The sequence below is a fragment of the Leclercia barmai genome (assembly GCF_049312895.1).
Classification (GTDB): Bacteria; Pseudomonadota; Gammaproteobacteria; order Enterobacterales; family Enterobacteriaceae; genus Enterobacter; species Enterobacter barmai.
In genome coordinates this window covers 1,017,150-1,039,470 of sequence record NZ_JBMNWZ010000001.1, presented here as the reverse complement: position 1 = coordinate 1,039,470, position 22,321 = coordinate 1,017,150, and the positions used below count along the sequence as shown (strand labels likewise).

Genomic DNA, 22,321 nt, shown 5'->3' with positions numbered 1-22,321 from the left:
AATTAACGGATCTCAATCATCGGACGGCCGCCGCGGGCGGTCACCAGCTCGCCAATGGCGGTGAGGGTGATGCCGTACTCGGCGGCTGTCGCGCGGACGTCGTCTTCGGCGTCTGGGGTTACTGCCAGCAGCAGGCCGCCGGAGGTCTGCGGATCGCACAGCAGATCGCGCCACTCGGCAGGCATCTCGCCCATCAGATGGCCGTAGCTGGCGAAGTTACGCTGCGTGCCGCCCGGGACAGCGCCCTGGGTAATGTAGGCTTCGACGCCCGGCAGTTTAGGTATGTCCTGATACCAGAGCTGCGCCTGCACGCCCGCGCCCTGACACACTTCGCTGAGGTGGCCCAGCAGCCCGAAGCCCGTCACGTCGGTCATCGCCTTCACGCCGTCGATATTGGCAAAGGCGGCACCGGCCAGGTTCATCTGACACATCACTTCCGTCGCCAGCCCTTTGTGCTCTGGCAGCAGCAGTGATTTTTTCTCGGCGGTGGTGAGCACGCCGATACCCAGCGGCTTGGTGAGGAACAGCTTGCAGCCCGCTTCAGCGGTGCTGTTGCGTTTGACGCGTTCCGTGGGTACCACGCCCGTGACCGCCAGGCCGAAAATCGGCTCCGGGGCATCAATGGAGTGGCCACCCGCCAGGGCGATCCCCGCCTGCTGGCAGGCAAAACGCCCACCCTCGATCACCTCGCGGGCGATCTCCGGGGCCAGGGTATTGATCGGCCAGCCGAGGATCGCAATCGCCATGATCGGCTTGCCGCCCATGGCAAAAATATCGCTGATGGCGTTGGTGGCCGCGATGCGTCCGAAGTCGTACGGGTTGTCGACGATCGGCATGAAGAAATCGGTGGTGCTGATGATGCTGGTGCCGTTGCCCAGATCGTAGACGGCGGCATCGTCGCGGGTTTCGTTGCCCACAAGCAGGTTCGGGTCGACAAACTTCGCCTGCTCGCTGTGCAGGATGGTCTCCAGCACTTTAGGTGAAATTTTACAACCGCAACCGGCTCCATGGCTGTATTGCGTTAAACGAATGGCTTGCTCGCTCATGACAATCTCCTTTCATTACAATTGCACTATGTTAGCGCTCATTCCATTAAGTGATAAGTATGACTGTCTGAATTCTGCTGCGCTTGCTCAGGATCCAGACAGTTTTTATGAGGATGTTCAGAATCGGGTGACGAAAGGCGCGGTGTCAGGCACGGAAACGGTGGTCGAGGCTTTAAGCTGCGGGGTGCCCAGATAGAGGAAACCGACGATTTTATCGTCTGCGCCGCAGTCGAGGCCTTCACGCACCACCGGGCTGTCGGTTAACGCGCCGCTGCGCCAGATACCGTTGTAGCCTTGTGCAACCGCCGCCATCTGCATCGCCATCACCGCGCAACCGGCAGACATCTCCTGCTCCCATACCGGCACTTTGTGCTGCGGCTGGCATTTGGCGACCACGGCGATGATCATCGGGGCGCGGAACGGTGCGTTGCGGGCTTTCTCAATGGCCTTCTCATCCTGGCCGGCAGCGATGGCGCCTTTTTCCAGCAGGGTGCTGAAGCGATCGCGTCCGTCACCCTCGATGATAAAGAAGTGCCACGGCTGTAAGGTGCCGTGATCAGGGGCGCGCATCCCGGCGCGAAGAATGTTGTCCAGCTGTTCGCCAGCCGGAGCAGGCTCCGCCAGGCGCGAGGCGCTACGACGGTTAACAAGCAGTTCGAGTGCATCCATTGGGTTAACTCCTGTCTTGAAATTTACTCAAAATTAACACGACGGCAGATTTTGTTACAGCGTAGCAGGCGATTCCTGCTGACAAGTGACGGTCGGGTCATTACGATAGCCCGACAACACCGTCCAGCGTGGACGGACAGGTAATTATCTGGACAGGGAGAATACATGCGAACCCTCTGGCGACTGCTTGCCGGTTTTTTTAAATGGACGTGGCGACTGCTTAATTTCGTCCGCAACCTGGTGATGAACCTCTTTTTCATCCTTATTGTGATGGTTTGCGTCGGTGTCTGGATGCACCTCAGCGCCACCAGCCAGAGCCAGAACGCCGGGCGCGGCGCGCTGCTGCTGGATATTACCGGCGTGGTGGTGGATAAACCGTCCACCAGCAATCGACTTGGCGTACTGGGCCGCCAGCTATTTGGCGCTACCAGCGACCGTCTGCAGGAAAACTCGCTGTTCGATATCGTCGACGCCATTCGTCAGGCGAAAGACGATCGCAACATTACCGGCATCGTGCTGGATCTGAAAAACTTTGCCGGGGCGGATCAGCCTTCAATGCAGTACATCGGTAAAGCGCTGCGCGAGTTCCGCGACAGCGGCAAACCGGTGATTGCGGTGGGCGATAACTACAGCCAGGGGCAGTACTATCTGGCGAGCTTTGCCAACAAAGTATGGCTTTCGCCGCAGGGCAGCGTGGATCTGCACGGCTTTGCCACCAATGGCCTCTATTACAAATCGCTGCTCGATAAGCTGAAGGTCACCACCCACGTCTTCCGCGTCGGGACCTATAAATCCGCCGTTGAGCCGTTTATCCGCGACGATATGTCCCCTGCCGCCCGTGAAGCGGACAGCCGCTGGATTGGCGAGCTGTGGCAGAACTACCTGAGCACCGTTGCCGCGAACCGTCAGATCACCGCTGAGCAGGTGTTCCCGGGCGCGCAGGGCGTGCTGGACGGGCTGCGTAAGGTGGATGGCGATACCGCGAAATATGCTCTGGACAACAAACTGGTGGATGCTCTGGGCTCCAGCGCCGAGGTTGAAAAATCCCTGACCAAACAGTTCGGCTGGAGCAAAGAGGAGAAGAACTTCAGCGCCATCAGCTTCTACGATTATCAGGCGAAAAAACCGGCCGATACCGGGGACAGCATCGCCGTGGTCTTTGCTAACGGGGCGATTATGGATGGCGAAGAGACGCCGGGTAACGTCGGGGGTGATACCACCGCCGCACAGATCCGCGACGCGCGTCTCGATCCGAAAGTGAAAGCCATCGTCCTGCGGGTCAACAGCCCGGGCGGCAGCGTCAGCGCATCAGAAGTGATCCGTGCTGAACTGGCAGCCGCGCGCGCCGCCGGTAAGCCGGTGGTGGTTTCGATGGGCGGTATGGCGGCATCCGGTGGCTACTGGATCTCCACCCCGGCGAACTACATCGTGGCGAACCCGAGCACCCTCACCGGCTCGATTGGCATCTTCGGGGTGATTAACACCGTCGAAAACAGCCTTGACTATCTGGGCGTGCACACCGACGGCGTCGCCACATCACCGCTGGCCGACATCTCCGTAACCAAGGCGCTGCCGCCGGAAGTGTCGCAGATGATGCAGCTCAGCATTGAGAACGGCTATAAGCGTTTTATCACCCTGGTGGCCGACTCCCGTAAGCGAACCCCGGAGCAGATCGACCAGATTGCGCAGGGTCACGTCTGGACCGGCCAGGATGCGAAGAACAACGGTCTGGTGGATAACCTGGGCGACTTCGACGATGCCGTGGCGAAGGCCGCTGAGCTGGCGAAACTGAAGCAGTGGCACATCGATTTCTATCAGGATGAGCCGACCTTTATGGATCTGGTGATGGACAGCTTCTCCGGCTCGGTAAAAGCCATGCTGCCGGACGCGATGCAGGCTTACCTGCCTGCTCCGGTCGCCACGGCGGCGAAAGCGGTCAAAGCGGAGGGCGACAAGCTGGCCGCCTTTAACGATCCGCAAAACCGCTACGCGTTCTGCCTCACCTGCGCTAACGTACGATAATCCTCATCCCCTCTTCTGCGAAGAGGGGATTTTTCTTTGAAGCAAACGAACATAACATCATGCAAAAGAAATCAATTTATGTGGCCTATACCGGCGGTACCATCGGTATGCAGCGCTCGGAAAATGGCTACATTCCGGTATCCGGCCACCTGCAACGCCAGCTGGCGTTAATGCCCGAATTCCATCGCCCGGAGATGCCGGACTTCACCATCCACGAATACGATCCGCTGATGGACTCTTCCGACATGACCCCGGAAGACTGGCAACATATCGCTGACGACATCAAGGCGCACTACGACGACTACGATGGCTTCGTGATCCTGCACGGCACCGACACCATGGCGTTTACCGCCTCGGCGCTGTCGTTCATGCTGGAAAACCTCAGCAAGCCGGTGATCGTCACCGGGTCGCAGATCCCGCTGGCGGAGCTGCGCTCCGACGGGCAGATCAACCTGCTCAACTCCCTGTACGTGGCGGCCAACTTCCCGATTAACGAAGTGAGCCTGTTCTTCAACAACCGGCTCTATCGCGGGAACCGCACCACCAAAGCCCACGCCGACGGCTTTGACGCCTTTGCCTCGCCGAACCTTACGCCGCTGCTGGAAGCGGGGATCCATATCCGCCGCCTCGGCACGCCGCCAGCGCCGCACACCTCCGGCGAGCTGGTGGTGCATCCCATTACCCCACAGCCTATCGGCGTGGTGACGATCTATCCGGGCATCTCCGCCGAGGTGGTGCGTAACTTCCTGCGCCAGCCGGTGAAAGCGCTGATCCTGCGCTCCTACGGCGTGGGCAATGCGCCGCAGAATGGCGAATTCCTGAAAGAGCTGCAGGAGGCGAGCAGCCGGGGGATTGTGGTGGTGAACCTGACCCAGTGCATGTCCGGCAAGGTAAATATGGGAGGCTATGCCACCGGTAACGCCCTGGCCCATGCGGGGGTGATCAGCGGGTTCGATATGACGGTCGAGGCGACGCTGACTAAACTTCACTACTTACTCAGTCAGGATCTGGATGTGCAGGCGATCCGCACCGCAATGATGCAAAACCTGCGTGGCGAACTGACGCCAGACGAATAAGGAGCCCCTATGAAGCAACGAGCCCTGTTACTGGTCGATTTACAAAATGATTTTTGCGCCGGCGGCGCGCTGGCGGTAGCCGAAGGCGACAGCACGGTAGATGTTGCCAACGCGCTGATCGGGTGGTGTAAAGCACGCGGCGAAGCGGTGGTTGCCAGCCAGGACTGGCATCCGGCGGATCACGGCAGCTTTGCCAGCCAGCATAACGTTGAGCCCTTTACCCAGGGCGAGCTGGACGGCCTGCCGCAAACCTTCTGGCCCGATCACTGCGTGCAGCACAGCGAAGGCGCAGAGCTGCATCCCCTGCTCAACAGCAAAGCCATTGACGCGGTGTTTCAGAAGGGAGAAAACCCGAACATCGACAGCTACAGCGCCTTTTTTGATAACGGGCACCGACAGAAAACCGGGCTGGATCAGTGGCTGCGTCATCACGAGATCGTGGAGCTGATCGTAATGGGGCTGGCGACGGATTACTGCGTGAAGTTTACCGTGCTGGACGCGTTGCAGCTGGGGTACCGGGTGAATGTGATCACCGACGGCTGTCGCGGGGTGAACATTCAGCGTCAGGACAGCGCCCAGGCGTTTATGGACATGGCGGCGGAAGGCGCCACGCTGTATACCCTGGCAGACTGGCAGGAAACGCAGGCGTAGCGTGCCTGTTCGCCGGGTGGCGCTGACGCTTACCCGGCCTACGAAACCCCAGGCCCGTGCAAGCGCAGCGCCGCCGGGCAATCCGGCAACCCGCACGATCTCCCATAAAGTGAACTCCCTCCCACTCTCAGCGCAGCGGTAATGCTATTCTTTTTCGGCTGTTTTTTCGCCACGCCTTTCCGTGGCGTGGTTATTTTTATTCAGTCAAAGAGGAACTTGTATGAAACTTTTGCCATTGCTGGCAGCTTTACCCCTGCTCTGCGCCTCGGTTGCTTCCGCCAGTTCGATGATGTCCGTCGGCTATTTCAACGGCGGCGGCGATGTCACTGCCGGACCGGGCGGGGATATCAATAAACTGGACGTGCGCCAGATAACCCACCTGAACTACTCCTTTGGCCTGATCTATAACGACGAAAAAGACGAAACTAACCCGGCGTTAAAAGATCCAGCCAGGCTGCACCAGATCTGGTTATCTCCTAAGGTGGAAACCGATCTGGCTCTGCTCCCTGTCCTGCGTAAGCAGAACCCCAACCTTAAGGTGCTGCTCTCCGTCGGCGGCTGGGGCGCTCGTGGCTTCTCGGGCGCGGCATCAACCCCGGAGACCCGGGCGGTGTTCATCCGCTCCGCCGACGCTATCGTTGAGAAATACGGACTTGATGGGATCGATCTGGACTGGGAGTATCCGGTCAACGGCGCGTGGGGACTGGTCGCCAGCAAGCCTGAAGATCGGGCTAACTTTACCGCACTGCTGAAAGAGCTGCGTGCCGCGTTCGGCGATAAAAAACTGGTGACCATCGCCGTTGGTGCCAATGCAGAAAGTCCGAAAAGCTGGGTGGACGTGAAAGCGGTGGCCCCGCTGCTCGATTACATCAACCTGATGACCTACGACATGGCGTACGGCACTCAGTACTTCAACGCCAACCTGTATGACTCCAGCGCCTGGCCGACCGTTGCCGCCGCGGATAAATACAGCGTCGATTTTGTGGTGAACAACTATCTGGCCGCCGGGCTGAAACCGCAGCAGATGAACCTGGGCATCGGTTTTTATGGTCGCGTGCCGAAGCGCGCCGTTGAGCCGGGCATCGACTGGAGCAAACCGGATGCGCAGAAAAATCCCGCAACGCAGCCTTACTTCAGCGCACAGCAGATCGAACTGTTCAAATCCCTGGGCTACGATCTGACCAAAGATACCTACGTGAAGTACAACGACATCGTGAAGACTTTTTTAAACGATCCGCAGAAACGCTTTACGGAACAGTGGGACGATGAGGCCAAAGTGCCGTGGTTATCGGTGAAGTCTGATGACGGCAAGCCGCTGTTCGCCCTGTCGTATGAAAACCCACGCTCGGTGGCGATCAAAGCGGACTACATCAAAGAGAAAGGACTGGCAGGCGCCATGTTCTGGGAGTACGGCGCGGATGATAATAACCAGCTGGCGAAGCAGTTAGCTGACTCGCTGGGGATCAAACACTAACGGCATCAAAAAGGCCCGGTGAGAGGATCGCCGGGCCGCAGTCGCCATCAATGCATTTTCAGCGTCGCGATGGATTTCGGCGCAATACCAAAATCTTCTTTCAGCTGCTGTTTGCTCTTCATCACCATCTGACCCTGGGTGTCGATGGTCATGTGCTGCGCGTCGGTGTTATTGCGCGCCTGCCACAGCATCACCAGCTGCAGGCAGTTCTCTTTCTGCTCCGGGGTCAGCGCCACGCCATCGGCCCATTTGCCCAGCTCAACCGCCGTGACCAGACGCTGATAAACTTCCGGCGTCATGCCGTTAATCATCTCTTCAATGTTCATGTTTTATCCTGAGGTGAAGGAATAATTTGCTGAATCGATTTTTCAACCTTTGGTCTGGTCGCCGTTCTGGTCATCGGTGAAGCTTAATGAGGCGGAATTGACGCAAAAACGCTCCCCTGTCGGCTGAGGGCCATCCGGGAAGACGTGACCGAGATGGGCATCACAGTTTCCACAGCGGATCTCAATGCGCTCCATCCCGTGGCTGGTGTCCTTCAGATAGTGAATCGCCTCTTCACTGACCGGTTCATAGAAGCTCGGCCAGCCGCAGCCAGAATCGTATTTGCTCTGGGAGTTAAACAGGGCGGCGTCACACACCAGGCAGTGGTATACACCATCCCGCTTATTATGCAGCAGACGCCCGGTAAACGGGGGTTCCGTACCGTGGTGCTGGGTTACGTAGAACTGCATTTCTGTGAGGTTTTTTTTCAGTTCATCGGAGTTATGTTGATTCGACATAGGCTTACATCTCGCAGTTGAAACAGACTACTTTTACCGTCGATTCTAACAAAACATTAACACTGAAGTATGAACTTTTGTTCTAAACTTACTCGTTGCGCAGAGGTGCTCAGACAAATGTGATCCAGTCCACTTTTTTATGTGGGCAGCCCTTTAAAATTCCGTGCGCAGGCCCCATATGGGTGCTAGCTCCAAGGGAATGTGAGGTAGGTCAATCGAGCAAAGCTAGTGCGAAGGATTGATTTGTCGCAATGATTGACACGATTCCGCTTGACGCTGCGTAAGGTTTTTGTAATTTTACACGCAACCTTTTATTCACTAACAAATAGCTGGTGGAATATATGACTATCAAAGTAGGTATCAACGGTTTTGGCCGTATCGGCCGTATTGTTTTCCGTGCTGCTCAGGAACGTTCTGACATCGAAATCGTTGGTATCAACGATCTGTTAGACGCTGAATACATGGCGTACATGCTGAAGTACGACTCAACTCACGGTCGTTTCAACGGCACCGTTGAAGTGAAAGACGGCCACCTGGTTGTCAACGGCAAAACCATCCGTGTTACTGCTGAAAAAGATCCAGCTAACCTGAAGTGGGGCGAAATCGGTGTTGACGTTGTTGCTGAAGCAACCGGTATCTTCCTGACTGACGAAACTGCGCGTAAGCACATCACCGCTGGCGCGAAAAAAGTTGTTCTGACTGGTCCATCCAAAGACAACACCCCAATGTTCGTTAAAGGCGCTAACTTCGAGAAGTATGCTGGCCAGGACATCGTTTCCAACGCATCCTGCACCACCAACTGCCTGGCGCCACTGGCTAAAGTTATCAACGACAACTTCGGTATCGTTGAAGGCCTGATGACCACCGTTCACGCTACCACCGCAACTCAGAAAACCGTTGATGGCCCGTCTCACAAAGACTGGCGCGGCGGCCGCGGCGCAGCTCAGAACATCATCCCTTCTTCTACCGGTGCTGCTAAAGCAGTAGGCGTAGTTCTGCCAGAACTGAACGGCAAACTGACTGGTATGGCGTTCCGCGTTCCTACTCCAAACGTATCTGTTGTTGACCTGACCGTTCGTCTGGAAAAAGCAGCAAGCTACGAAGAAATCAAGAAAGCAATCAAAGCGGCTTCTGAAGGCGCAATGAAAGGCGTTCTGGGTTACACCGAAGACGACGTTGTTTCTACCGATTTCAACGGCGAAATCTGCACTTCCGTGTTCGATGCTAAAGCAGGTATCGCACTGAACGACAACTTCGTGAAACTGGTTTCCTGGTACGACAACGAAACCGGCTACTCTAACAAAGTTCTGGACCTGATCGCTCACATCTCCAAATAAGTGAGATGAGAAACTGATCCAAAAAGGCGACCTCGGTCGCCTTTTTTTATGGCATTAAAGACAGAGGATTGCGTAATGATTAAAACAATTTTTGCACTTCCGGTAGTCGAACAGCTTACCCCTGTGCTTTCCCGCCGTCAGATTGACGATGTTGAAGTGATTGTGGTCGAACATCCACAGGTTCAGGCTTCCGTTGCCCTGCAGGGCGCGCACCTGCTCTCCTGGCAGCCGGAGGGCGAAGTGGAAGCCCTGTGGCTGAGCGATATCACCTCGTTCAAAAAAGGCGCCGCTATTCGCGGTGGCGTGCCGATCTGCTGGCCGTGGTTTGGCCCGGCCGCTCAGCAGGGGCTGCCGTCACACGGTTTTGCCCGCAACCTGCCGTGGACGCTGAAAGCGCACAATGAAGATGAATCCGGCGTGGTGTTGACCTTTGAACTGCAAAGCGATGACGAGACGCGTAAACTCTGGCCGCACGACTTCACCCTGTACGCGCGCTTTAAGCTGGGTAAAACCTGTGAGATCGAACTGGAAGCGCACGGTGAATTTGAAACCACCTCTGCCCTGCACACCTACTTCAACGTCGGCGACATCGCTGCCGTTACCGTGAACGGCCTTGGCGATACCTTTATCGACAAGGTGGATAACGCGAAAGAGGGCCGACTGACCGACGGCGCGCAGACCTTCCCGGATCGTACCGACCGCGTCTATCTGAACCCGGAAGCCTGTAGCGTTATCGAAGATACCGCCCTGAACCGCGCGATTGAAGTTATCCATCACCATCACAGCAACGTGGTTGGCTGGAACCCTGGTCCGGCGCTCTCCGTCAGCATGGGTGATGTTCCGGATGACGGGTATAAAACCTTCGTCTGCGTGGAAACCGCCTGCGTCAGCGAACCGCAAAAAGCGACGGAAGAGAAACCTACCCGTCTGGGACAAACCATTCACATCGTGAAGCGTTAATCCCTGCTCTTGCCCTCTCATGCTGAGAGGGCATTTCGTTGTCACACCACGTCCAACGGTGTTTTCTGCTGCGGTGCCGGGAAGGCCGCATCCAGCTGCTGCAAGGCTTCTGCTGAGAGCGAAATCTCCAGCGCCCCCGCATTCTCCTCCACGTGCGCTATCGTCGACGCTTTCGGGATGGCAATCACCCCGCGGTGACGAAGAACCCACGCCAGCAGAACCTGCGCCGCCGTGGCGTTGTACTCTCGGGCAATCGCATTGACCACCGGGTGATTCATCAGCCCGGTGCGCAGCCGCCCGGCCTGCGCCAGCGGGCAGTAGGCCATCACCGGCATATTCTGCTGCTGACACCAGGGCAGCAGGTCATATTCGATCCCGCGTGAGGCCAGATGGTACAGCACCTGATTGGTGGCGCACGCCTGGCCGCCCGGCGTCTGCCAGAGTTCATGCATATCCGCATAGTCAAGATTAGAGACGCCCCAGCGGCCAATTTTGCCCTGCTGTTGCAGCGTCTCCATCAGCCCGACGGTCTCTTCCAGAGGGTAATTTCCGCGCCAGTGCAGCAGATAAAGGTCAATATGATCGGTTCCCAGACGGCGCAGGCTGGCTTCGCAGGCGGCGATGCCTTTTTGTTCCCCGGCATTCCACGGGTACACTTTGGAGACCAGAAAAACCTTATCGCGCTGGCCTTTGATCGCCTCCCCCACCACCTCTTCCGCGCCGCCCTCGGCATACATCTCGGCGGTATCAATTAGCGATAGTCCCCGCTCGATACCTGCCCGCAGGGCATCGCTCTCCTGGCGGCGTTGACTCGCCTTTTCACCCATATACCATGTGCCCTGGCCGATGGCTGGCAGCACTCTGTTGTCGCCAAAGGTGACGGTTTTTTCGCTCATATCAGGCTCCTCGTTGTCTGCACCACCCTAAAACAAACGGGGCCCGAAGGCCCCGTTATGATGCACAGATTGCACAGTGAAAATGCACAATCAGAAACTGTAGGTTACACCCACCGACATCAGCCCGGTCCAGGACTTGTCCACCATTGGGCTGTCTTTCACCTCATCGCTAAGACGGGCATAGCGGCCGGTGCCGTAGACGTTCCAGTCAGTCGCGAACTTGTAGCTGGCGGTCAGCTCCAGGTACGGCTTCCAGCTGTCGTCTGCATCATAGCTGTGCAGCCCGCTGCGACGTGCTTCGTCACGGGACACGCCATAATAGTAGTCGTTGTAGTTGTCGCTGTTGTACTCCACGCCGATGCCCGGCGTCAGCGTCAGACCGCCGTTGGTGTAGCGGTACAGCCACGCCAGATCCCAGATATAACCGTTGCTGTTGTCGAGCGTGTCGCCCGCCAGCGCGGTACGCAGGAAACCGTACTCGGTGTTATGTACCCAGGAAATCCCGGCCATCATGGTGCTCTTACGCTTGTCGAGCTGACGCAGCTGACGGTTGTCGCTGTCGCCAGGTTTGAAGTGCGTCGGGTCGTAATAGGCCATGATGGAGAGTTTGTCGGTCTGGTCGTTCCACAGATAGTAGCCGCCGCCCAGTCCGCGGAACCAGAAGTTATCCCCTTCATAAGTGATAACCGGAACCGGGTAGAAATCGCGATCGTACTGTTTGTAAGGGCTATTGATTACGCCGACACCAGCACCAACAGACCACTGATTCTCCGCATATGCTGTACTCACTGAGGTGGCAACGATAATCCCCAGTGCCAGAAGTTTGAGTTTGGTCACAATCCATTCTTTCCTGTAGTCAAATAATCAGCGGGTGAAGTGTAACCGTCATTCCCCCTTTTGCTCAAAATTTTTTGTCTGCTAATCAATTCGATTAACCGATTATTGTGCGTGCGGCAGATGACGAAACGCTGTCACCCGGATTACCGTTCAGTGAAGGAAGTGTGTTTGGCGTTAAAGATTTGGCTGAATTTCTGGATGAGTTATTGATATGTCATTGAAATTGGTTTTGGCATACATGCAAGTTTTGCAAATGCCATCTACGCTTAATTTTAAGAAGCTGAATACCCGATCACCCCGCAGTTTCGGCCGCCCGACCTGGCACACGGGTTGCTGCTCTGGCAGTGAGGTGCAACGGATCCTGCTTCCGGGAGCCTCTACTATTCATATGAACGGCTCTTTTCCTGTGCTAAAAAACGAAAGGACGGCATGCCATGAATATATTCGATCACTATCGCCAGCGTTATGAAGCTGCCAAGGACGAAGAGTTCACACTGCAGGAGTTTCTTACCATCTGCCGGCAAGATCGCAGTGCTTATGCCAATGCGGCGGAACGACTATTGATGGCTATCGGTGAGCCTAATATGGTTGATACCGCCCAGGAGCCACGGCTTTCCCGTCTGTTTTCGAATCGGGTCGTCGCCCGATATCCTGCGTTTGAAGAATTTTACGGCATGGAAGATGCCATCGAGCAGATTGTTTCCTATCTGAAGCATGCTGCTCAGGGTCTGGAAGAGAAGAAACAGATCCTCTATCTGCTGGGTCCCGTCGGCGGCGGTAAATCGTCCCTGGCCGAGCGGCTGAAATCGTTGATGCAGCGCGTACCGATTTACGTACTTAGCGCCAACGGCGAACGCAGCCCGGTTAACGATCATCCGCTGTGCCTGTTTAACCCGCAGGAAGATGCGCAGATTCTGGATAAAGAGTACGGCATTCCCCGCCGCTATCTCGGCACGATCATGTCGCCGTGGGCAGCGAAACGCCTGAACGAATTTGGCGGGGATATCACCAAATTCCGCGTGGTGAAGGTGTGGCCATCCATTCTGGAGCAGATTGCGATTGCCAAAACCGAACCGGGTGATGAGAACAACCAGGACATCTCGGCGCTGGTGGGTAAAGTGGACATCCGTAAACTGGAAAACCACGCCCAGAACGATCCTGACGCCTACGGCTATTCCGGTGCGCTATGCCGCGCCAACCAGGGGATTATGGAGTTCGTCGAGATGTTCAAAGCGCCTATCAAGGTGCTGCATCCGCTGCTGACGGCAACCCAGGAAGGGAACTACAACGGGACGGAAGGTATCTCCGCCCTGCCGTTTAACGGCATTATCCTGGCGCACTCCAACGAATCGGAATGGGTCACCTTCCGCAATAACAAAAACAACGAGGCCTTCCTTGACCGTGTTTACATCGTCAAAGTGCCTTACTGCCTGCGGATCTCCGAAGAGATCAAGATTTACGAAAAACTGCTGAACCACAGTGAGCTGGTTCATGCGCCGTGCGCCCCGGGAACCCTGGAAACGCTGTCGCGCTTCTCGATCCTGTCGCGCCTGAAAGAGCCAGAAAACTCAAGCATCTACTCGAAGATGCGCGTGTACGACGGTGAAAGCCTGAAAGATACCGACCCGAAAGCGAAATCCTACCAGGAGTATCGCGACTACGCCGGTGTCGATGAGGGGATGAACGGTCTCTCCACGCGCTTCGCGTTCAAAATCCTCTCCCGCGTGTTCAACTTTGACCACGCCGAAGTGGCCGCCAACCCGGTGCATCTGTTCTACGTGCTGGAGCAGCAGATTGAGCGTGAACAGTTCCCCCAAGAGCAGGCTGAACGTTATCTGGAGTTCCTGAAAGGTTATCTGATCCCGAAATACGCCGAGTTTATCGGCAAAGAGATCCAGACCGCCTATCTTGAATCTTACTCTGAGTACGGCCAGAACATTTTTGACCGCTATGTCACCTACGCCGATTTCTGGATCCAGGATCAGGAGTACCGCGACCCGGATACCGGCCAGCTGTTTGACCGCGAGTCACTGAATGCGGAGCTGGAAAAAATCGAGAAGCCTGCCGGGATCAGTAACCCGAAAGACTTCCGTAATGAGATCGTCAACTTCGTGCTGCGCGCCAGAGCGAACTTCAGCGGACGCAATCCGAACTGGACCAGCTACGAAAAACTGCGCACCGTTATTGAGAAGAAAATGTTCTCCAATACCGAAGAGCTGTTGCCGGTCATTTCGTTTAATGCCAAAACCTCTACCGACGAGCAGAAAAAGCACGACGATTTTGTGGATCGCATGATGGAGAAAGGCTACACCCGCAAACAGGTTCGCCTGCTCTGCGAATGGTACCTGCGCGTGCGTAAATCGTCTTAACACTAAGCCCGGTGGCGCTGCCGCTTACCGGGCCTACAACTATGTTCCGCAGGCCGGATAGCGTTAACGCCATCCGGCACTTGCGGACAATGCAAGTTGGCAAATGCAGTACGGGGGGCATATGACCTGGTTTATTGACCGGCGTCTTAACGGCAAAAACAAGAGCACGGTGAACCGCCAGCGCTTCTTGCGTCGTTATAAAGCGCAAATCAAACAGTCGATCTCCGAGGCCATTAACAAGCGTTCGGTGACCGACGTAGACAGCGGGGAGTCCGTCTCTATCCCGACGGACGACATTAGCGAACCGATGTTCCATCAGGGACGCGGCGGTTTGCGCCATCGCGTTCATCCGGGTAATGACCATTTTGTCCAGAACGACCGTATCGAGCGTCCTCAGGGCGGCGGCGGTGGCGGCGGGAGTGGTCAGGGCCAGGCCAGCCAGGACGGTGAAGGACAGGACGAATTTGTCTTCCAGATCTCGAAAGATGAGTACCTGGATCTGCTGTTCGAAGATCTGGCTCTGCCAAATCTGAAGAAGAACCAGCATCGTCAGTTGAACGAATATAAAACGCACCGGGCCGGTTTCACCGCTAACGGCGTTCCGGCCAACATCAGCGTGGTGCGTTCGCTACAGAACTCTCTGGCGCGCCGTACCGCCATGACGGCGGGCAAAAAGCGTGAACTGCGCGAGCTGGAAGCCACCCTGGATAGCGTGGCAAACAGCGAACCCGCGCAGCTGCTGGAAGAGGAGCGTTTACGCAAAGAGATTGCCGAACTGCGCGCCAAAATCGAGCGCGTGCCCTTTATCGACACCTTTGACCTGCGTTACAAGAACTATGAAAAACGTGCCGAGCCTTCAAGCCAGGCGGTGATGTTCTGCCTGATGGACGTCTCGGGCTCGATGGATCAGGCCACCAAGGACATGGCGAAGCGCTTTTATATTCTGCTCTATCTGTTCCTGAGCCGAACCTATAAGAACGTGGAGGTAGTCTATATTCGCCACCACACTCAGGCCAAAGAGGTGGATGAACACGAGTTCTTCTACTCGCAGGAGACCGGCGGGACGATTGTTTCCAGCGCCCTGAAGCTGATGGATGAAGTGGTGAAAGAGCGTTACGACCCGGCGCAGTGGAACATCTATGCCGCGCAGGCGTCGGATGGTGATAACTGGGCAGACGATTCGCCGCTGTGTCATGAAATTCTGGCGAAAAAACTGCTGCCCGTGGTGCGTTACTACAGCTATATCGAGATCACCCGCCGCGCCCACCAGACGCTATGGCGTGAGTATGAACATCTGCAAACCACGTTTGATAACTTCGCGATGCAGCACATTCGCGACCAGGAAGATATCTATCCGGTATTCAGAGAGCTTTTCCACAAGCAATCTGCCACCAGCAACAGTTAACGCCACCGCCGGTCACTGACCGGCGGTTTTACGTTGGCTGTCACGCCTCAGAACGTCACGTTCATCTTCGCCCACACCGTGCGGCCCGGCTCATTCACCGGGGTGTCCGAGGAGTAACCAAAGCTACTGTTCCCCGCCAGGTTCAGGTGTTCGCTGTAGTTCTTGTCCAGCAGGTTATCGACGCCGGTACTGAGCTTCAGGTACTTATTCACCTTGTACGCCGCATTAGCGGAGAGGATCGCGAACCCGGCGCTCTGATCGAAATCTTTCCCGACCACGTTACCTTCGTTCATCGCCACCCGATGCTGCGGGCTGACCATACGGAGCAGCCCGGTTGAGCTCAGATCGCCCTTCTCCCACGTCAGTCCAAGACGCGCCTCCAGCGGCGGCATCTGCGGCAGCGGCTGGTGATCGTCGGTGTTCTGGCCCCAGGAGTAGTTCAGGGTCGCGTCGGTTTTCCATTGATCGCTCAGCTGATACGACGCGCCCATCTCACCGCCCATAATGGTGGCATCGACGTTGTCGGCCTGGCTGACGTGGGAGTCGTCCGGATCGTAGATGAACAGGATGTAGTCATTGATGCGCCCGACATAGGCGGAAACCCATCCGGTGGTGCGCTCGCCTTTGTACTGGGCTCCGATATCAAGCTGGGTGGTTTGCTCTGGCTTCAGATTATCAAACACGTCCGAGGTGCCGTCCGGACCATAGGTGGGCGAGAACAGCTCCCAGTAATCCGGGAAGCGTTCGGTATACCCCAGCCCGGCGTAAACCATCGCCGGCATAGTGCCCAGATTGTGCTCCACGCGCAGGAAGCCCGCCGGGAGCGTATCTTCCCGGCTGTCGCTGCCGATGCCGGTGTAGTTATCCACTTCGACTTTATCCAGGCGCGCGCCGCCGATCACTTTACTCAGATCGGTCGCATTCCACGTCAGCTCGCTGAAGGCACCGTAATCGTGAAAACGCGCGTCCTCCTGCCAGCCTTTATTCTCGTCATCTTCATTGCTGCGGTGGGTGTTGGTTTGCATATCCAGCCCGCTCTGTAGCTGGAAATCTGACCACAGCCAGGTGCCCATCATTCTGCCGCCGACGGTGCGGCGATCGACCTGTTTCTCCATCGGCATCGACATATTCATCGACCCCATTGGCATCCCGTTCATGGAACCGGAGTCCGGAGAACGCATGGAGTAGTTGTCCATGATGTGGTTGGCATAGTTGTAGTAGACGCTCATATCCAGCGAGTCGAAGACCTCGCCGATATTCTCTTTCTTAAAGCGCAGGCCCAGGCTTTCGCGTTTGAACTGAGAGCCATCCATGCCGCGACCGGCATAGCTGGCATCGCCGTTACCCTGCCCGGCGGTCAGTTCCAGCAGCGTATCGGCGTCCGGCGTCCAGCCAACCGCCAGATCGGTGTTCCACTTGTCCCACTTCGACGCCACGCGATCGCCGTTGCCGTCTTTGTAGTCGCCCGATTTCGATTTATTGCCGTTAAGGCGAACATAGCCCGTGTCATTACCGAAGCTGACGTCTGCGTTCTCGTCGAAGCGATCGTTAGAGGCGGCGAGGAAGCTGGCGTCACCCTTGATGCCTGCGCTGTCAAAGCGCGGCGGTTCGCGATCAAAACGTACCGTCCCGGCAGAGTTACCCGGTCCCCAGAGCACCGTTTCCGGCCCTTTGGTGACCGTAAGCAGATCGTAACTTTCAGGCGAAATGTACGAGCTGGGGGCATCCATTCGTGCCGGGCAGGCACCGAGCATCTCGCTGTCGTTAGTCAGCAGGCGCAGGCGGGAGCCAAACATGCCGCGAAATACGGGATCGCCATTGCTGCCGCCGTTACGGATCTGGCTAAAGCCGGGGATGGTTTTGAGGTAGTCCGAGCCGTCGCTGGCCGGGACCGGCTGGCGTGGCGTTTTTGGCGATGTCACCACTTCCAGAGGAGAAAGCACCGGTGCCGTCACGGTGATCACATCCTGATCGTCTACCGGCGCCGTGCGGCTATTCTCTGCCGCCAGGCTGGTGCCGGAGATAGCGATCAGCAGCCCCACGGCCAGCGGATGGGGGGTAAATTTTACTTTTTTCATTTCTGTGCCTGAGCTAAGGATGGCGTGGTGTACCGCTGCAAACCGAATCCTTTCGCTACCGAAAGCGCTTAACGAGCAGGCACATAAACTGGAGTAAAATTTTGCCGAAGGGTAAGCGCCATAACAACGCCGGGTGAAGAGAATAAGAGGTACAGAAAAGAGTTGAAAAAATTAATACTGCCATTACATGCTGAACGAGCGCACAAATAAACAGGCCAGTTAATTAATAACTGGCCTGTTCGTTAATCGCAATACTTCTGGGTTTGCAGTTCCCTGTTAATTAAATGGGTGCAATTACGCCCGCTTTTTTTGCCGGTATATAACGCAATATCTGCTCGCTCAAGTACTTCCCTGAGCGTCTCCTCCTGATGAATACGCGTTAAGCCGCCGGTAAAAGTGATGCGAATAATATGCTCTCCGGCGAAAGTTTCCAGACGAGCAATATCACGACGAAGCCGTTCGGCGATGGTAACCGCTTCCCGGTCGTTGGTGGCATGCAGAACAACAATAAACTCTTCGCCACCGTAGCGATACATTGACTCAGAGCGGCGAATATTATTGCTGACATTCATCGCCAGCGAACGCAGAACAATATCCCCGTTCAGATGGCCGTAATTATCATTCACTTTTTTAAAGTGATCGATATCCAGTAATAGCAGGTATAGCCCCTCGGCACCCAGCTCTTTATTCATGCTGCAGAACGACTCATCAAGAATGCGTCGCAGCGGCAGACCGGTCAGGGCATCGTAGCTGGTACGCAGCTGCAGCAGATGTACTTTATAAGTGGTCAGGGCATCGGTAAAAGCCAGCAACGATTGTTCGAAAAGATCGAAATCTTCACTTTTTTGCCGTCGATGCTCAATGGCGGTAATGAGATTCCGACAGGTTTGATGCACGCAAATATGCTTTTTGTTAATATCCAGTAAAAAATTTGTGTCTTCCCGCTCCTCCAGTAAGCGAGTATTTAACCAGTGTCCAAACTCGCAATGCAGATGGGCATCGTCACTGCATATTTCGGGTATATCGACATCACCGCTATCAATAAAGCGCAATAACTTTACCAACCACTTAAAGTGCGCATCCGTTGACTGGTTCAGCCCGCGAACGGTTTCATCAATCTCTTTGAATTTCCGGTTCATTGGACCTCGCAATTAACAAATTAATAACGAAAAAGATCATATCAAATTAAATCTCAATATTTGTAATGGCATTTAAAGATTATATAGCCCGCTACTAATAAAGATACGAAATGAATGTTTCCAAATATCTGTAAATAACCTTCTGTAGTAGAAAGGGCTTATCGTCAACGAAACGGGTTCCCGCCGCGTTGCCCGGCCCCTTTCAGGCAATCGCCCAAATCAATACTTTTTTTTCACATAACCCTTTTTACAGGCGTGCGAGGGCGTAAAGTAAGCAGGCTTACTTTTTTATTTTTGGCAAGGAATACAACATGTTTGACCCTACCCTGCTCATTCTTCTGGCTCTGGCCGCGCTGGGCTTCGTCAGCCATAACACCACGGTGGCGATCTCGATTCTGGTGCTGATCATTGTCCGGGTGACGCCGCTTAACACCTTTTTCCCGTGGATTGAAAAACAGGGGCTGACCATCGGGATTATCATCCTCACCATCGGCGTGATGGCACCCATTGCCAGCGGTACCTTACCGGCCTCGACGCTGATCCACGCCTTTATGAACTGGAAATCGCTTATCGCCATTGCCGTAGGGGTATTTGTCTCCTGGCTCGGCGGGCGCGGCGTCACGCTGATGAGCTCCCAGCCTACGCTGGTGGCCGGACTGCTGGTAGGTACGGTACTGGGCGTGGCGCTGTTTCGCGGCGTCCCGGTCGGGCCGCTTATTGCCGCCGGACTGGTGTCGCTGTTTATCGGAAAGTCGTAGCGAGGCTGGCGATATACCGGGCCGGGGTCTGGCCCAGCCCCTTTTTGAACATGGTGATAAACGCCGTGGTGGAGTCATAACCCAGATGATGCGCCACCTGCTGCACCGACTGCCCGCTAATCAGCCCCTGCAGGGCGACAATCAGCTGAAGCTGATGCCGCCAGCGGCGAAAACTGAGCCCGGTTTCGCTGACCACCAGCCGGGCGAGGTTGCGCTCGCTCATCGCAAAATGGCGCGCCCACTGGTGCAGCGTCTGCCATTCGGCAGGGGATTGCGCCATGGTGTCGCTCATCAGGCGAATTTTGGGGTGCGTGGATACCGGGAGCTGCAGCTGCTCCTGGGGCTGGCGGGGCAGTTCATCAAACAGCACCTCCACCAGCCGCCGGGTCGCCGGCTCCTGCACGTCCGGGCTGCGCTCGGCCAGGGTGAGGATCAGCTCCCGCACCAGGGGGGAAATTTTTAGCGTGCAGCAGCGATCCGGCAGCGACACGGCGTCGGGTTCGATAAATAAAAAGCAGAGTCGGGCGCTGGGTGTCGCCTTGTTACTGTGCGGTAGCTGGCCGGGGATCCAGACGGCAAACTGCGGCGGCACCATCCACATGGCATTTTCCACTTCGCAGGTGATTGCGCCGTGCAGGGCCAGAATGAGCTGTCCTTTGCGGTGCTGGTGGCGCGGGATGCGCTGCTCGTCTGCCACCACGCGCACATGAAACGCCACCGCCGGGTCGTGCTGGCTGTCGGGATCGTATCCCTCAAGGCCGAGGCCAATCATAATCTTGTCCGATATTAGCGATAATCTGTCATTTTAGCCTGATTTCAGCCAGCGTGAAAATGCGTATCCTGTAGGCTCATTTCGACGTAAGAGAAACTCATGACCCTTGCCCTTTCTGCCACCGGCAAACAGCGAGCGCTGTTGATTGCCGGAATTTTGCTGATTGCCACCTCGCTGCGGGTGACCTTTACCGGGGCCGCGCCGCTGCTGGACGCTATTCGCGCCGATTACGCCCTGACCACCGCCCAGACCGGGCTGCTCACCACCCTGCCCCTGCTGGCCTTTGCCCTGATCTCCCCGCTGGCGGCCGGGCTCGCCCGGCGTATCGGGATGGAGCGCAGCCTGTTTATCGCCCTGCTGCTGATTATTGCCGGGATCGCCCTGCGTTCGTTGCCCTCAGCAGCGCTGCTGTTTGGCGGCACCGCCGTCATTGGCTGCGGCATTGCGCTGGGCAACGTGCTGCTGCCAGGGCTTATCAAGCGCGATTTTCCCGGCCAGGTGGCAAAACTGACCGGGGCGTACTCTCTGACCATGGGGGCCGCCGCCGCGTTGGGCTCGGCGCTGGTGGTGCCCGTCGCCCTGAGCGGCGCGGGCTGGCACGGGGCGCTGTTGATGCTGATGGCGTTTCCTTTGCTGGCGCTGTTGCTGTGGCTGCCGCAGTGGCGTCAGCGCCCCGCCGGCTCCCTGAGCGGCGCCCGCGCGCTGCAAAACCGGGGGATCTGGCGCTCTGCGCTCGCCTGGCAGGTGACGCTGTTTCTGGGGATCAACTCGCTGATTTACTATGTGATTATCGGCTGGCTTCCGGCGATCCTGCAGAGTCATGGCTACAGCGAAACCGAGGCGGGCTCCCTGCACGGGCTGTTACAGCTGGCGACCGCCGCGCCGGGAATTGTGGTGCCGTTAATTCTGCTTCGCCTGAAGGATCAGCGCGGTGTCGCCGGGCTGGCGGCAATGATGTGCGCGGTGAGCGCGGCCGGGCTGTGGTTTATGCCGGATATGGCGGTGATGTGGACGCTAATATTTGGCTTTGGCTCCGGTGCCACCATGATCCTCGGCCTGACCTTTATCGGCCTGCGTGCCAGCTCGGCTCATCAGGCGGCGGCGCTTTCCGGGATGGCGCAGTCGGTCGGTTATCTGCTTGCCGCCTGTGGTCCACCGTTAATGGGTAAAATCCATGATGTCAACGGCGACTGGCGGATCCCACTGCTTGCCTGCGCGCTGGTGTCAGTCATCATGGCGGTGTGCGGTATGCTTGCCGGGCGTGACCGGGAGATCACACCGGGCTAAGTTGTCTTCAGTAATTTTGCGCCGCGCGAAGCAGAGCCCGCACCAGCGGCGCAGGACGCCCGGCAAGGGCGGCGCGCTCGTGCTGGAACAGCGTCGCCACGAAGAACGGATGCGTTACCAGCTCAACGGCGCGGATCTCGCCCTGCGCGTCCCAGCCGGTGACGCGCATATCGCCTTTCTCCAGTTCCTGCGCGAACTCAGGCGAAACGCCGTAGTTGCAGTGATAGCCCTCCTCGATCTCTTCCTGACCATAGGCTTTAGCGATCAGGGTGTTGGCGCGCAGTTCGATGGTATCGGCGACCTCCACCAGCGAGCAGGTCAGCGGGGCAATCACCATCCGGCCTTCGGTATCGGTTTCCGCATGAGCGGCATCTTCCCAGCCCAGCACGTTACGCGCATATTCTATGAGCGCATGCTGGAATCCACCGCAGGTGCCCAGAAACGGCACGCTGTTTTCACGGGCATAGCGCGCGGCAATGAACGCGGCTTCGGTGTTTTTATACGGACTTGCAGGAACCAGCCAGAGTGCGTCGTAGCCGACCAGGTCTTCCGGGCTGGTTAATTCGGTGGTCGCCAGCCAGTCGTAGTCGGCGGTAATGTCCAGCACCGCAGCGGCATCGTCAATGGCCAGAGGGATCGCCTGGTGAGCCAGCACGTCATGATTGTAGTCGCCGACCAGTGCAATTCGGAGGGTATCTTTTACCGGAGAGAGTTCCATAGAGTGATCCTTATGCCAGATAAATATCAGATAACATAAGGCGCG

At 56.7% G+C, this 22,321-nt stretch carries 20 protein-coding genes; 10 read left to right on the top strand and 10 right to left on the bottom strand.

The window, feature by feature from the left end:
* Positions 1 to 2: 2 nt before the first annotated feature.
* Positions 3 to 1,046 (bottom strand): selenide, water dikinase SelD, encoded by a 1,044-nt coding sequence (gene selD, locus ACOYA6_RS04835; protein ID WP_138368757.1) that lies wholly within the window; start codon positions 1,044 to 1,046, stop codon positions 3 to 5.
* A 117-nt stretch (positions 1,047 to 1,163) separates the two neighbouring features.
* Positions 1,164 to 1,715 (bottom strand): NAD(P)H nitroreductase, encoded by a 552-nt coding sequence (locus ACOYA6_RS04830; protein WP_039029033.1) that lies wholly within the window; start codon positions 1,713 to 1,715, stop codon positions 1,164 to 1,166.
* Positions 1,716 to 1,880: 165 nt separating this feature from the next.
* Here ACOYA6_RS04830 and sppA point away from each other — a divergent pair, with 165 nt between their 5' ends.
* From sppA to chiD, 4 genes are all read left to right on the top strand, one after another.
* Complete coding sequence (gene sppA / locus ACOYA6_RS04825; RefSeq protein WP_139564805.1) at positions 1,881 to 3,737, top strand: signal peptide peptidase SppA; 1,857 nt, start codon at positions 1,881 to 1,883, stop codon at positions 3,735 to 3,737.
* A gap of 59 nt (positions 3,738 to 3,796) precedes the next feature.
* Positions 3,797 to 4,813, top strand: a complete 1,017-nt coding sequence (gene ansA, locus ACOYA6_RS04820; protein WP_039029031.1) for an asparaginase — start codon at positions 3,797 to 3,799, stop codon at positions 4,811 to 4,813.
* A gap of 9 nt (positions 4,814 to 4,822) precedes the next feature.
* On the top strand, positions 4,823 to 5,464 hold the full coding sequence (gene pncA, locus ACOYA6_RS04815) for a bifunctional nicotinamidase/pyrazinamidase (RefSeq protein WP_039029030.1): 642 nt from the start codon (positions 4,823 to 4,825) through the stop codon (positions 5,462 to 5,464).
* A gap of 220 nt (positions 5,465 to 5,684) precedes the next feature.
* Positions 5,685 to 6,938: a chitinase ChiD gene (gene chiD, locus ACOYA6_RS04810; protein WP_422654135.1), complete on the top strand. Its 1,254-nt coding sequence runs from the start codon at positions 5,685 to 5,687 to the stop codon at positions 6,936 to 6,938.
* A gap of 47 nt (positions 6,939 to 6,985) precedes the next feature.
* Here the strand turns inward: chiD and ACOYA6_RS04805 are convergent, their stop codons facing one another.
* Together ACOYA6_RS04805 and msrB are read right to left on the bottom strand one after the other, a co-directional pair.
* On the bottom strand, positions 6,986 to 7,264 hold the full coding sequence (locus ACOYA6_RS04805) for a YeaC family protein (RefSeq protein ID WP_039029028.1): 279 nt from the start codon (positions 7,262 to 7,264) through the stop codon (positions 6,986 to 6,988).
* Between the two features lie 42 nt (positions 7,265 to 7,306).
* Entirely contained in the window at positions 7,307 to 7,720 is a 414-nt protein-coding gene (gene msrB / locus ACOYA6_RS04800) for a peptide-methionine (R)-S-oxide reductase MsrB (protein ID WP_039029027.1), read from the bottom strand.
* 341 nt (positions 7,721 to 8,061) lie between these two features.
* Between msrB and gapA the strand changes: the two genes are divergently transcribed.
* Positions 8,062 to 9,057 carry a glyceraldehyde-3-phosphate dehydrogenase gene (gene gapA / locus ACOYA6_RS04795; protein WP_039029026.1) on the top strand — a complete coding sequence of 332 codons (996 nt, stop codon included), beginning with the start codon at positions 8,062 to 8,064 and terminating at the stop codon, positions 9,055 to 9,057.
* Positions 9,058 to 9,132: 75 nt separating this feature from the next.
* Positions 9,133 to 10,017 (top strand): D-hexose-6-phosphate mutarotase, encoded by an 885-nt coding sequence (locus tag ACOYA6_RS04790; RefSeq protein WP_039029025.1) that lies wholly within the window; start codon positions 9,133 to 9,135, stop codon positions 10,015 to 10,017.
* Positions 10,018 to 10,058: 41 nt separating this feature from the next.
* Here ACOYA6_RS04790 and ACOYA6_RS04785 read toward each other — a convergent pair whose 3' ends face one another.
* On the bottom strand, positions 10,059 to 10,913 hold the full coding sequence (locus ACOYA6_RS04785) for an aldo/keto reductase (protein ID WP_422654134.1): 855 nt from the start codon (positions 10,911 to 10,913) through the stop codon (positions 10,059 to 10,061).
* 90 nt (positions 10,914 to 11,003) lie between these two features.
* The gene (locus ACOYA6_RS04780) at positions 11,004 to 11,750 is read right to left on the bottom strand and encodes a MipA/OmpV family protein (protein ID WP_039029023.1); all 747 of its coding nucleotides are present in this window, start codon (positions 11,748 to 11,750) and stop codon (positions 11,004 to 11,006) included.
* A gap of 434 nt (positions 11,751 to 12,184) precedes the next feature.
* Between ACOYA6_RS04780 and yeaG the strand changes: the two genes are divergently transcribed.
* The gene (gene yeaG / locus ACOYA6_RS04775) at positions 12,185 to 14,119 is read left to right on the top strand and encodes a protein kinase YeaG (protein WP_039029022.1); all 1,935 of its coding nucleotides are present in this window, start codon (positions 12,185 to 12,187) and stop codon (positions 14,117 to 14,119) included.
* Between the two features lie 121 nt (positions 14,120 to 14,240).
* Complete coding sequence (locus ACOYA6_RS04770; RefSeq protein WP_039029290.1) at positions 14,241 to 15,524, top strand: YeaH/YhbH family protein; 1,284 nt, start codon at positions 14,241 to 14,243, stop codon at positions 15,522 to 15,524.
* A gap of 47 nt (positions 15,525 to 15,571) precedes the next feature.
* On the opposite strand, the gene ACOYA6_RS04765 is transcribed toward ACOYA6_RS04770, so the two are convergent.
* Positions 15,572 to 17,602, bottom strand: coding sequence for a TonB-dependent copper receptor (locus ACOYA6_RS04765; RefSeq protein ID WP_422654133.1), 2,031 nt, complete (start codon positions 17,600 to 17,602; stop codon positions 15,572 to 15,574).
* Between the two features lie 242 nt (positions 17,603 to 17,844).
* Positions 17,845 to 18,741: a diguanylate cyclase gene (locus ACOYA6_RS04760; RefSeq protein ID WP_422654132.1), complete on the bottom strand. Its 897-nt coding sequence runs from the start codon at positions 18,739 to 18,741 to the stop codon at positions 17,845 to 17,847.
* Between the two features lie 311 nt (positions 18,742 to 19,052).
* Between ACOYA6_RS04760 and ACOYA6_RS04755 the strand changes: the two genes are divergently transcribed.
* A complete protein-coding gene (locus ACOYA6_RS04755) occupies positions 19,053 to 19,499 on the top strand; it encodes a DUF441 domain-containing protein (protein WP_039029019.1) in 447 nt (148 codons plus the stop codon).
* On the opposite strand, the gene ACOYA6_RS04750 is transcribed toward ACOYA6_RS04755, so the two are convergent.
* A complete protein-coding gene (locus ACOYA6_RS04750; protein ID WP_138368751.1) occupies positions 19,483 to 20,271 on the bottom strand; it encodes an AraC family transcriptional regulator in 789 nt (262 codons plus the stop codon). The two genes, ACOYA6_RS04755 and ACOYA6_RS04750, sit on opposite strands and share 17 nt — an antisense overlap.
* Positions 20,272 to 20,370: 99 nt before the next feature.
* Here ACOYA6_RS04750 and ACOYA6_RS04745 point away from each other — a divergent pair, with 99 nt between their 5' ends.
* Entirely contained in the window at positions 20,371 to 21,558 is a 1,188-nt protein-coding gene (locus ACOYA6_RS04745) for a CynX/NimT family MFS transporter (protein ID WP_422654131.1), read from the top strand.
* 7 nt (positions 21,559 to 21,565) lie between these two features.
* On the opposite strand, the gene ACOYA6_RS04740 is transcribed toward ACOYA6_RS04745, so the two are convergent.
* Positions 21,566 to 22,276, bottom strand: a complete 711-nt coding sequence (locus tag ACOYA6_RS04740) for a CTP synthase C-terminal region-related (seleno)protein (RefSeq protein WP_422654130.1) — start codon at positions 22,274 to 22,276, stop codon at positions 21,566 to 21,568.
* Between the last annotated feature and the right edge of the window lie 45 nt (positions 22,277 to 22,321).